The organism is Microbacterium oleivorans (assembly GCF_023715745.1).
In the GTDB taxonomy this organism is placed as follows: domain Bacteria; phylum Actinomycetota; class Actinomycetes; order Actinomycetales; family Microbacteriaceae; genus Microbacterium; species Microbacterium oleivorans_D.
Genome location: NZ_JAMBOV010000002.1, coordinates 564109 through 576237 on the forward strand (window position 1 = coordinate 564109; position 12129 = coordinate 576237).

Annotated in this window: 8 protein-coding genes; 5 read left to right on the forward strand and 3 right to left on the reverse strand. The window is 72.7% G+C overall.

Annotation, left to right across the window (positions count from 1 at the left end; all coding sequences use genetic code 11):
- Window positions 1-145 precede the first annotated feature (145 nt).
- Window positions 146-877, forward strand: coding sequence for a ferritin-like fold-containing protein (locus tag M3190_RS07485; RefSeq protein WP_251580329.1), 732 nt, complete (start codon window positions 146-148; stop codon window positions 875-877).
- Between the two features lie 21 nt (window positions 878-898).
- Here M3190_RS07485 and M3190_RS07490 read toward each other — a convergent pair whose 3' ends face one another.
- Both M3190_RS07490 and M3190_RS07495 read right to left on the reverse strand, forming a co-directional pair.
- The gene (locus M3190_RS07490; RefSeq protein ID WP_251580331.1) at window positions 899-1189 is read right to left on the reverse strand and encodes a hypothetical protein; all 291 of its coding nucleotides are present in this window, start codon (window positions 1187-1189) and stop codon (window positions 899-901) included.
- Window position 1190: 1 nt separating this feature from the next.
- The gene (locus M3190_RS07495; protein ID WP_064001825.1) at window positions 1191-1412 is read right to left on the reverse strand and encodes a DUF3107 domain-containing protein; all 222 of its coding nucleotides are present in this window, start codon (window positions 1410-1412) and stop codon (window positions 1191-1193) included.
- A 165-nt stretch (window positions 1413-1577) separates the two neighbouring features.
- Between M3190_RS07495 and M3190_RS15380 the strand changes: the two genes are divergently transcribed.
- Together M3190_RS15380 and M3190_RS07510 are read left to right on the forward strand one after the other, a co-directional pair.
- Complete coding sequence (locus M3190_RS15380) at window positions 1578-4655, forward strand: ATP-dependent helicase (protein ID WP_285875932.1); 3078 nt, start codon at window positions 1578-1580, stop codon at window positions 4653-4655.
- Window positions 4655-7936, forward strand: a complete 3282-nt coding sequence (locus M3190_RS07510; protein WP_439958020.1) for an ATP-dependent DNA helicase — start codon at window positions 4655-4657, stop codon at window positions 7934-7936. Before M3190_RS15380 ends, M3190_RS07510 begins: the two co-directional genes overlap by 1 nt.
- Window positions 7937-7947: 11 nt before the next feature.
- Here M3190_RS07510 and M3190_RS07515 read toward each other — a convergent pair whose 3' ends face one another.
- Window positions 7948-9186 (reverse strand): phosphotransferase, encoded by a 1239-nt coding sequence (locus tag M3190_RS07515; RefSeq protein WP_251580335.1) that lies wholly within the window; start codon window positions 9184-9186, stop codon window positions 7948-7950.
- Window positions 9187-9250: 64 nt separating this feature from the next.
- On the opposite strand from M3190_RS07515, the gene nudC reads away from it, so the two are divergent.
- A complete protein-coding gene (gene nudC, locus M3190_RS07520; RefSeq protein ID WP_251580336.1) occupies window positions 9251-10153 on the forward strand; it encodes an NAD(+) diphosphatase in 903 nt (300 codons plus the stop codon).
- Window positions 10150-11862 (forward strand): ATP-dependent helicase, encoded by a 1713-nt coding sequence (locus M3190_RS07525; protein WP_251580337.1) that lies wholly within the window; start codon window positions 10150-10152, stop codon window positions 11860-11862. Before nudC ends, M3190_RS07525 begins: the two co-directional genes overlap by 4 nt.
- The last annotated feature ends 267 nt before the right edge of the window (window positions 11863-12129 follow it).

The window sequence follows — 12129 nt, forward strand, 5'->3', positions numbered from 1 at the left end:
ACTGCTTCCGTGCCTGTCTGGCGGTGAGACGCCGCCGTGATGAGGGTCCACGCCCTTCACTCAGCCCCAGGCGCGGGGTCCCGATCCGACGCCGGGACGCATCCACCCTACCGGAGGGGTGCGCCCGGCCCCGTAGGCTGGTGCCGTGGTGAGGTGGTTCTGGCAGCGGCGGCCCCCCGGTCGCATCCTGCGGCTGCGCTCGCGCGACGAGGCGAGCGACGTCCGTCGTGTGGACTTCGAGCAGCTCGCGCCCGACGTCGCCACCTACCTGGGGCAGGCGGCCTACCTGCAGCTGGGGTACGTCGAGACGCTCAGCTCCGTCATCGAGCGCAGCCCGGAGCTCGCTCACAAGGAATCCCTCTCGCGGGCCGCAGGGGCGGCGCTGTCCAAGCACCAGGCGCTCGTCGCTCTCATCCGCGATCGCGGCGAGGATCCCCTCGAACTCATGCTGCCGTTCCGCGAGCCGCTCGACGCGTTCCGCCGGGCCACTCACGGCGCGCGAGCTCTCGAGACGATGCTGTCGGTCCACCTGACGGCGGGCCTGCTCGACGACTTCTACCTGTCGCTGTCCGGCAGCTACGGCGAGACGGGACGCCGCGCGGCGGCGATCCTCCGAGCGGATGCCGACCGGTCGCCGCTCGTGGGCATCATCACCGACGCCATCTCCGCCGACGATGAACTGCGTTCGCTGTTGAGCCTGTGGGGGAGGCGCCTCGTCGGAGACACCCTCCTCGTCGCCCGGGCCGCACTGCGACCGGGTACCTCCGAACGACCGGGCGCCCTCGACCGGGACGACGAGAAGCAGGTGGAGCCCGTGTTCACCCAGCTGCTGGGGGCGCACTCGCGCCGCATGACGAGCATCGGCCTCGACGCCTGACCGGGGCCGCCTGCGGGGAACTCAGGCGATGCCGAGCTCGCGGCGGGTGCGCGCGTCGCGCGAAGCGCGCGAGCGCGAGACGAGGGTGAGCGCCGCGGCGGTCAGCACGATGGGGAGGAGGATGCTGGCGAGCCAGATCCATCCCGCATCGGGACCGAGGCCCGCCCAGGTCAGCGCGGTCCAGGTAGCGGTGCCGAAGGACGCACCCAGCAGAGGGCCGACTGCGACACCCCGCAGCGCGCGCTGCGGGAGCGCGAAGTGCACGGCCGTCCCCCCGATCGCCCCGAAGACCAGCGCCAGGACGATCAGCATGTCAGGCGACGAAGCCGACGCGGCGCGACTGGTCGGTGCCGACCTCGACGAATGCGATGCCGGCGGTGGGGATGACGTAGGTGGCGCCCTTGGAGTCGGTGAGGGTCACGTAGGTCGCGCCGCTGTCGAGAGCGGCGGTGACGGTCTGCTTCACGGCGTCGGCCGTCTCGTTCGAGTCGAAGCCGAGCTCGCGCGAGTTCGCGATGCCGATGCGGATCTCCACGGTGGTGCCTGCCTTTCCCGGCCCGGGTCTCCGGGCGCGTCTCGAGCCTACGACACCGGCTCGGGGCGGGACGCGCGCAGCCGCTCGCTGTCGGCGAACGTGCCGACGTGCGACGCGCGGTCCGCTGCGCGACGGGTGTCGGCGGTGCCGATTACCGTGGATCGCATGCCCGCACCGCCGTTCGTCCTCGATGCGGCGCAGCAGGCGGTGGTGCAGCTCGATCCGATGACGTCGGGTGTCGTGATCGGTGCGCCGGGGGCAGGCAAGACGGCGACCCTCGTCGCCCGTGTCGTCGCCCTCATCGACGACGGGATGCGTCCGGACGAGATCATCGTGCTCACGCCGACACGGTCGGCGGCGACCGCGCTGCGCGATCGACTCGCCGTCGGCGTCGGCGTCGCGACGAGTGGGCCGCTCGCCCGGTCCGTGCCGGCGTTCGCCTACCAGGTGGTGCGGTCGCACGCTGTCCACGCGGGGGAGGAGCCGCCGCAGCTGCTCACCGGGCCCGATGAGGACCGCATCATCGCGGACCTGCTGATGGGAGACGCGGAGGACGAGGCCACGGGCCCGTCGCGATGGCCCGATTGGCTTCCGGCAGACATCCGGGGCACGTCCGGGCTGCGTGCCGAGATCCGCGCCTTCCTCGCGGAGATGACGACGCTCGGCATCGAGCCCGACGAACTCGCGGCGCGTGCCGCGGCCACGGATCGCCCGGTGTGGGCCTCGCTCGCGTCTTTCGCACGCGAGTACCGCGCCGTCCGCGCGCGGATGCGCGGCGCGCACCGGGACGCGGCGGGACTCGTTCGTGAGGCGGTCGGACTGCTGCGCGACGCGCCGGTGGGCTCGCCGGCGCTCGGGGCGGTGTCGGGTCTGCGCGTGATCCTCGTCGACGACGCGCAGGAGCTGACGCTGGGCGGCGTGGAGGTGCTCGAGGCCTGTCGGGCGCGGGGGGTCGCGGTGCTCGCGTTCGGCGATCCCGATGTCGGCTCCGGCTCCTTCCGCGGCGCGCGCCCAGAGAACTTCGCCCGCCTCGCGACGCAGACCCACGTCCTGGACCGCGTCCATCGCGGCACCGCCGCTCAGCGGGACATCGTCGCTCAGATCACCTCGCGCATCGGCGCTGCGGGCCTCGTGGCCCACCGGCATCCGCCCGCCGGCGTCGACCCGGACGACAGCGTGCGCGCCTTCTCTCTCCGCTCGGGGGCGGAGGAGTTCGATCTCATCGCCCGCGCGCTCCGCGAGCGGCACGTTCACGACGGTGTGCCCTGGGAGCAGCTGGCCGTCATCGCCCACGACTCCCGCCAGGTGAACGCACTGGAGGCGGAACTGTCGGCGCGGGACGTGCCGACGGCGGCCGTCGGTCCGGCGCGCGCCCTCGCCGAGACGCCGATCGTCCGGGACCTCCTTCGGGCCGTCGACCTCGCAGCGGTGACCGAGGAGGTCCGCACCGACGACGACGTCCTCGACGTGCTCGTCGGCGGCGGTCTCGACCCGGTCGAGCTCCGGCGGCTGCGCGCGGCGCTGCGTCATGCGGAACTCCGCGGCGGCGGCGAGCGGTCCGCGCGCGAGCTCCTCGCCTCGGGTGTGCGTCACCCCGTGGAGTTCGATGTCATCGACACCCCCGAGGCCCGGCGGGCCGCCCGTCTCGCTCGGACGTTGGCCGACGTGGCCGAGCAGATCCGGTCCGGTGCGACGGCGCACGAGCTGCTGTGGACGGTGTGGGAGCAGCGCGGGCTCGAGCGCCAGCTGCGCACGCTCGCCGACGGACAGGGGCCCTTGGCCGATCAGGCGCGCCGCGACCTCGATGCGGTGGTCGCCCTGTTCGAGGCGGCGAAGCGCCACGGCGAGCGGGAGGATGGCACAGCCCCCGTCGACCACCTGCGGGCGCTCCTGCACTCGGAAGTGGCCGAGGACCGCCTGCGTACGGGTACCGTCGCGACGGGCGTGCAGATCTCCACGCCCGCTGCCGCGCTCGGACTCGAGTTCGACACCGTCGTCGTCGCCGGGGTGCAGGACGGTGTGTGGCCGAACCTCCGACTGCGGGGCAGCCTGCTCGAGACGGCGCGATTGGCCGAGGAGGACACGGAGCTCGACACGGCGGATCGCCGCCGGAGTGTGCTGCACGACGAGCTCCGGCTGTTCGCGCGGGCGGTGTCGCGAGCGCGCTCACGACTCATCGTCACGGCCGTGGACGACGACGACACCGGACCGAGCGTCCTGTTCGACCTCCTGCCGCCCGCCTCGCCGGCACCGCGATCGGCGGAGCACCCGCTGACCCTCCGCGGCCTCGTCGCCGCTCACCGGCGACGCCTGACCGACCCACGGTCCTCGGACGCGGATCAGGCGGATGCCGCGGGTCAGCTCGCGCTCCTGGCGGCGGCCGGTGTGCCCGGAGCAGACCCGGCCCAGTGGTACGGCCTCGCCGATCCCACGAGCACCGCGGCGCTGCGAGACCTCGACGCGGCGCCGTTGCGCGTCTCGCCGTCCCGTATCCACGCGCTCGAGCAGTGCCAGCTGGATTGGGCCATCGGTGACCTGGGCGGAGACCCCGGGACCGCCGTCGCGGGCCTCGGCACCCTGCTCCACGGCGCCCTCGAGCACGTCGCCACCGCAGATGAGGATGCGCTCTGGTCGTACGTCGAGGCCGGCTGGGCGCAGCTGGAGTTCGAGGCGCCGTGGATCGACGAGGCCGAGCGCCGTCGTGCGCGCGATCTGGTCTCGCGCCTGGCCGCGTATCTGCGCGACACGGAGCGGGCGGGCACGACCCTGGTGGGCGCCGAGCCGCACTTCGAGGTCGAGCTCCCGGTTCCGGATGCCGCCCACCCGGCGATCCTCTCGGGCTACATCGACCGCGTCGAGCGGACCAGCGACGGTCGCGTCGTCATCGTCGACCTCAAGACGGGGCGCAGTGAGGCGACCAGCGATCGTGCGGCGACCGACAACCCGCAGCTCGCCGCCTACCAGCTCGCATTCGAGCGCGGCGCGATCCCCGCGGCGGTGGGTGCAGAAGCCGGCGGTGCGAAGCTGCTGGTGCTCAAAGGGACACGCAACGGACCCTACGCCGAGCCGCGGCAGGAGCCGTTCGACGACGAGACGCGTGCCGCGTTCCTCGGCCGGGTCGACGACGCGGTGCGGATCATGCGCGGCACCACCTTCATCGCCCCCTTCGAGGAGCACTGCCGCGACGACCACACACGCGGGCTGTGCCGCATCCATACGATCGGGCCGGTGAGCTCCGCGTGATCCCGGCCCCCCTCAGTCCCGAGGCCGTCGCCGCGGCCCTCGGGCAGTTCCCTCCCACGGCAGAGCAGTCAGCTGTCATCTCGGCGCCCTTGTCGCCTGCGCTCGTCGTCGCGGGCGCAGGCAGCGGCAAGACCGAGACGATGGCCGGCCGCGTCGTGTGGCTCGTTGCGAACCGGCTGGTGCGCCGCGACGAGGTGCTCGGGCTGACCTTCACGCGGAAGGCGGCCGGCGAACTCGCGGAGCGCATCGGATCACGTCTGCGACGGCTTGCGGAGTTCGAACAGCGCGGCCTGCTGCCGCACCTGGGCCGCCTTCACGCCGAGGGCCGCCTCGACGTGTTCGGCGAGCTCGAGCGGACAGGCGCGCCTGAGTCCGCACGGCGTGCGGCTCTGGATGCACTCGCCCCGCCCCCGGCGGCACCGGACGGGGCGGACGGCCTCCTGGAGCGGCCGGCGGTCTCGACCTACAACAGTTTCGCCGACGCCATCGTGCGCGAGAACGCCGTTCGGATCGGTCGCGACGCCGAAGCGGTCGTACTGAGTGAATCCGCGGCATGGCTGCTCATGCGGCAGGTCGTCCTGTCCTCCGATGATCCCCGCCTGCCCGATCGCGCGGAACGTCCGTCCACGATCATCGACGCCGCGCTGCGCCTCGCCCGCGACAGCGTCGACAACCTCGTCGATCCGACGGACATCGAGGCCTTCGCCGCCGCGTTCCAGGACGTGTTGGAGCGGCCGAGCCAGCGGGCCGGGACCACCGTCTACACCGACGTCCGCACGGCGGCCGAGAAGGTCTCGGGACTTTCCGTCCTCGTCGAGCTCGCCCGGACCTACGAGGCGGAGAAGCGTCGTCGGGGGCTCATCGACTTCTCCGACCAGGTCGCCGGCGCCCTGCAGGTCGTGCGGTCGCATCCGGCCGTCGCCGCGGAGCTCCGCGAACGCTACCGGGTCGTGCTGCTCGACGAGTACCAGGACACGTCGGTCGTGCAGACCGATCTCCTCGCGACGCTCTTCGGGGGCACCGCCGTCATGGCTGTGGGCGATCCTCATCAGTCGATCTACGGATGGCGCGGAGCGAGCGCCGGCAACCTCGGCGACTTCGCTCGGACGTTCGACCCGCATGCGGAGGGACGCACCTACGCGCTGCTCACCAGCTGGCGCAACGGCGTCGACGTGTTGCGCGCGGCGGGCGCGGTGCTCGCTCCTCTCGACGCCCCTGTCGACGTGGGATCACTCCGTCCGCGTCCGGGCGCTCCCGACGGCAGGGTCGACATCGTCGTCCGCGACGATGTCGACGCCGAGGCGGATGCGGTCGCCGAGTGGTTCGGGGTGGTGCGGGAGGAACGTCGCCGCATCGGACGGGCGACGACAGGCGCCGTCCTCCTGCGCAGCAAGAAGCACATGCTGCGTTTCGCGGAAGCCCTCGGACGGCGCGGCATCCCGCATCGCATCCTGGGGCTCGGCGGACTGCTGTCGACACCGGAGGTCGTGGATGTCGTCTCGGCGCTCCGGGTCATCAGCGACCCGCGGGCCGGTTCCGCCCTGATCCGCCTGCTCGGCGGACCCCGCTGGTCGATCGGACTCGCCGACCTGCGAGAGCTCGCGCAGGTGGCGGCACGCCTGGTCCGCCATGACACCGCCCTGCAGCCTCTTCCGCCGGAACTGGCGGAGATCATCCGCGGATCCGCGGGCGACGAGGGTGGCTCGCTCGTCGCCGCGCTCGACTTCGTCGCCCGCCAGAAGGCCGATCACGGGTGGCTGAGTGGCTTCACGCCCGCCGCGCGCGAGCGACTGCGTGAGGCCGGTGCCGTCTTCGCCGGGTTGCGGCGGGCGGCCACCTTGCCGATCCCGGAGCTCGTCCGGCTCATCGAGAACGAACTCCGGCTCGACATCGAGCTCGCGGCCAACGAGTCCCGCGGTCCCGCGCGCACGGCATCCGATCAGCTCCGGGCCTTCGTCGACGAGTTGCACGGCTTCCTGCAGACCGACGAGCGGGGATCGCTGCCCAGCCTGCTCGCCTGGCTGGACCGCGCCGAGCGGATCGACGAGTTCGCCCCCCGCACCGAGCCCCCCGAGGACGATGTCGTCCAGCTCCTCACGATCCACGGATCGAAGGGCCTGGAGTGGGATGCCGTCGCCGTCGTCCGCGCCGTCGAGGACGAGCTGCCCGCGGCACTCCGGGACGCACAGGGATGGCTCGGCTTCGGTGTGCTGCCGTACTCGTTCCGCGGCGACCGGGAGTGGCTGCCGGAGTTCCTCTGGCGCGCACACGACGCCCCGACGCAGCAGGACCTGAAAAAGGAGCACGGGGCGTTCAAGGACGGCATCCGCGAGCGGCATCTCGCCGAGGAGCGCCGGCTCGCTTACGTCGCGGTGACCCGCGCGAGGGAGCACCTGTTGATCTCTGCGGCGCCGTGGGCGGGGACGAAGAAGCCGCGAGAGGTCAGCCGTTTCGTGCGTGAGATCGCCGAGGAGCTCGGGACCCCGCTGCCGGAGTCCGACCTGACGGACAATCCCTACGAGGGTGCGCGGGCGACCTTGGCGTGGCCCATCGACCCGCTCGGCGCGCGGGCGACACGCGTGCGGGATGCCGCGGTGCGAGTGCGAGAGGCGATGTCGCTGCCGCCCGCGACGCCGACGCGCGACCTGGAACTCCTGCTCGCCGAACGTGCGGCACGCGCGGCCGGGCGCGCTCAGCCCGCTCCCACGCGCATCCCGGCATCCCGGTTCAAGGACTTCGTGGCCGACTACGCGGCCGCCGCGACCGCCGCTGCGCGGCCGCTGCCGGAGCGCCCGTACCGCCAGACCCGCCTCGGAACCCTCTTCCATGCGTGGGTCGAGCAGCGCTCGGGCCTCGTGGGGCGCGGACGTTCGGCGGACGACGTCCTGTGGGATGACGACGATGATGCGGTGTCGTCGACCTCGCCTGCGGATGCGGAGGCGCTGAACCGGCTCCGGCAGGCGTTCCTCGCGTCGGAGTGGGGAGACCTGCAGCCGATCGAGGTCGAGACGGAGATCGACTTCGTCGACCCCGACGCGCTGGGGGACGGTCGCCCCCACGTCGTGATCTGCAAGCTGGACGCCGTCTACCGCCGCGGCGACCGGATCGAGATCGTCGACTGGAAGACCGGGCGCCCGCCCCGCACCGAGACGGAGCGGACGGAGCGGATGCTGCAGCTCGAGCTCTACCGCCGTGCGTACCACGCGAAGCACGGCGTGCCGATGGAGCAGATCGACGTCGCGCTCTATTACGTGGCCGACGGCATCATCCTCCGCGGCTGACGACGAAACCCTCAGGCGGTGCCCGTCCACCGGCGCAGCGCGTTCTTCGCGGCGTCGTCGGGGTCGCGCTCTTCCGCGGCGGGGGCCTCGTCTGCACCAGGCCAGTCGCTGAACTCGATCGGTTCGGTCTCCTGGTCGAGGGTGCCGGCAGCGGCGGGCTCCGAGGGGGCGTCGTCATCGACGAGGTCGTCGATGAGTCCCGGATCGTACGCATCGGTGTGCATCGACGTGTCGACGGCGTCGGTGGCCCCTGCGGGCACCCGCCCCAGCGCCGCGATGGCGTCGTCGACGCTGACCGTCCCGCTGCCGATCGGCGGCTCGTCGCGCACACTCTCGTCCAAGGACTCGAGCAGCGTCACGGCGTCCGCCATGACGGACTCGGAAGCCGAATCGTGGCCGTGCACCAGCCACTTGGCGAACTCGAGCTCAGCGTGCAGGCGGGCCCGTTCGGCGAGCATCGGGTCGGGGGAGCGGCCGGCGGCGGAGCTGTACGCGACGATGACGTCGGATGCCGCATCGGGCGCGCTCGCGATCCACCGCAGGTCCTCGGCGGGATCGCCGATGCTCACACCGCCCCATGTGAGCAGGCCCGCGACCGTGGGAACCCCGTCGACGTCGGTCACGGTGAATGCGGACGGGTCCACTCCACCGAGGGTCACCGTGGGTTCGACGTGCCAGAGGGCGTCGAGGGCGACGGCGCGGCTCCACCGACGGAGGAGTCCGAACGGCAGGCGACCGGTCGCCTCGGCGCGATCGAGGAGTCGCTCCGTGTCCGCGCGGACCTGCGCGGCCGTGCGCACGGGGAGGCCCGCCCCCTGCACGATCGACGCCGGCAGATCGTGGATGCCGGCGATCGCTGCGGCGATGGCCGTGGCGACACCGCGTCCGGGCGGGATCTGGCTGGCGTCGACGCGGTAGCCGGGCAGGTGGGTCTGCACGCGCGCGGTGCGCGAGCCCAGACGCGTCTGGCCGATGTGCTCGGGGGCGCGGAACGGGATCATGGCCCGGACACCCGCCGTCAGCGCGGCCAGCGCGGTCGTCTCGCGGACGGCCTCCGCCTCGGCCTCGTCGCTCTCGGGCACCCGCACCACCAGACGGGTCCCGTCGTCGAGGTGCACCACGGCGCTGTCGAACCGCCCGCCGGCGCCCTCGGTGAGGGTCGCGGCACCCGTGATGCTCGTGCGCACACCCGTCGCCTGCGAGAGGACCGCCGTGGCAGCCGCGGCTAGAGTGAGAGGAGAGCGTGCCATGCCCCCCAGGGTAGGCGGGGCGCGCCCCGGCGCACCGGCGCCACGCCCGCAAGAGAGGTCCTCGATGACGACGAAGGACGTCCCGCCGCCACTGGCCCGCGCAGTCATCGACCGCGCGGCCGAGGAGCGGCTCGACGAGAATCTGCTCGAGCGCATCCGCGCCGATGCGAACACCCGCGTTCTCCTGCTGCACGGCGACCGTGCCCCCGTGGCGCCGTCGAACGCCCTGCGGTGGGTGGCACCCGATGTCGTGCCCGAGGGGGCACGGTGGGCGTTCCTCGGTCGTGACGACGCGCATCGTGCCGTCGCGGTCGCTGCACTCCCGTCATCCGCCGACGAGCCTGCGATCGCGGACGTCGAGTGGGGCGGCCTGCGTGCCCTGGGCGGCGACCTCGATCCTGATGAGGCCGGCCGCTTCGTGCAGGGTCTGAGCATCGGACGGTGGCTCATCGACGCGCCGTTCTGTCCGGCGTGCGGGGGAGAGACGCGCATCGAGCAGGCCGGGTGGTCCCGCCGCTGTCTGCAGTGCGGTCGGCAGCACTTCCCGCGGACGGACCCCGCCGTGATCGTCGCCGTCGCCAGTGCCGACGGCGAGCGGCTGCTCCTCGGCCGGAACGCCGCGTGGGGGGACATCCCCACGTATTCGACCTTCGCCGGATTCGTCGAGGCGGGCGAATCCCTCGAGACGACCGTCGAGAGGGAGGTCGCGGAGGAGGCGGGGGTCCGGCTCGATCGCGTCGTCTACCGCGGGTCGCAGGCGTGGCCGTACCCGCGATCGCTCATGCTCGGGTTCACGGCCCACGCGGTCGCCGACGACGAGGCGCGCGCCGACGGCGAGGAGATCCTCGACGTCCGATGGTTCAGCCGCGACGAGATCCGCGACGCCCTCGCCGGTCGAGGGGAGATCCGCCTGCCGGGCCGCGCGTCCATCGCGCGGAGCCTCATCCTCCGGTGGGTGGGGGAGTGAGCGTCGACCCCCTCGCGGACCTCGACGAGCGGCAGCGCGAAGCCGCATCGACCCTGCGCGGCCACGTGTGCGTGCTCGCGGGCGCCGGGACCGGGAAGACCCGTGTCATCACGCATCGGATCGCGCACGGCGTCGACACCGGCGCCTACTCCCCGCAGCGGGTCATGGCGGTCACGTTCACGACGAAGGCCGCGGGGGAGCTGCGCGGGCGTCTGCGGGCCCTCGGCGTCGAGGGTGTCGCCGCGCGGACCTTCCACGCTGCCGCCCTCGCCCAGCTGAACTTCTTCTGGCCGCAGGTCGCCCGTGACACCGCGCCCGCCATCGTCGACAGCAAGGTGCGGCTTCTTTCGCACGCCGCGGACGGGATCGGCCTCCGGCTGGACGCCTCCACGCTGCGCGACGTCGCCTCGCAGATCGAGTGGCGCAAGGTCACCATGCGGTCGATCGAGCAGTACGCGATCGACCGTCCCGGCGGCATCCCGGGTCTGGCCCTCGACCCCCTTCTGGCGCTGCAGCACACCTACGAGAAGCTGAAGGACGAACGCCGGCAGCTCGACTTCGAGGACGTCCTGCTCGCGTGCGCGGGGATGATCGAGTCGGAGCCGCGAGTCGCCGCAGCCGTGCACGAGCAGTACCGGCATTTCACCGTCGACGAGTTCCAGGACGTGTCACCGGTGCAGAACCGGCTCCTGGAGCTGTGGCTCGGCGACCGGCGTGACCTGTGCGTCGTGGGTGACGCCAGCCAGACCATCTACTCGTTCGCGGGCGCCGACCCCCGGTATCTCCTCGACTTCGCCTCGCGCGAGGACGATGTGACCGTCGTGCGGCTGGAACGCAACTATCGATCGGATGCCGCGGTCCTCGCCGTCGCGAACGAGCTCATGCGCGGTCGTCCCGGAGCTCTGCAACTCGTCACACCGGCACCGGCGGGGCCCGCGCCCGAGGTGACGGCGTACGACGACGACGCCGCCGAGGCCGACGGCATCGCGAACCGGATCGCGGCGCAGATCGCCGCCGGGGTCGATCCGCAAGAGATCGCCGTCCTCTATCGGTTGAACGCCCAGTCGGCCCCGCTGCTGTCCGCGCTGTCGTCGCGCGGCATCGCGGCCACGGTCCTCGGCGGGAAGAGGTTCTGGGACCTTCCCGAGGTCCGCCAGGCTCTGCTGGCCCTTCGCGGTGCCTCCGTCGCGCCACTGTCGGGATCATTCCTCGCGACCGTCCGGGACGTGCTCCGCTCACTCGGGCTGACGGATGAAGCGCCACCCGCGGGCGGGGCGCTTCGCGATGCGTGGGAGGCGCGCGCCGCCGTGCTCCGTCTGGCCGAGGAGGCCTCCGACGGCACGACGCTTCGCGCGTTCACGGACGAGCTCACCGCGCGGGCGAAGGCGCAGCATGAACCGACGATGCGGACGGTGACCCTCGCGACACTGCACGCCGCGAAAGGCCTCGAATGGCCGCACGTGCACCTCATGGGGCTCAGCGAGGGTCTGCTCCCGATCTCGTACGCGACGACCTTCGAGCAGATCGACGAGGAGCGCCGTCTGACCTACGTCGGGGTCACGCGGGCCGCGCGTACGCTGTCGCTGTCGTGGGCCCGGCGTTCCGGGAATCGTGAGCGTCAGCGCTCCAGATTCCTTCAGGAGATCGGCAGAGGCACGCTGCGTGAGGGCGGTGCACGCGGGTCTCGCACTGTCCGCCGGTCGCGCTGAGGACGACCGACCTCCCCGCGTCCCCGGTGCGCAGGATGCGTGCGGCGAGCGCCGCCGCCTCGACCGCGAGGAGCGGTTCGGTGGGCACGGACGGTCGCGCGAGCAGCTGAGCCGCCACGAGCGGCCAGTCCGGATCGCTGTCCCGCCGGTCGGCGTGCAGGCACGCGATGCAGGCCGAGGTGCCCGGGACGACGAGCGGGCCGACGACGACTCGATCCCCGGCCAGTTCGACGGGGAGGTGCGGGGTGTCCTCGGCGGTGAGACGCG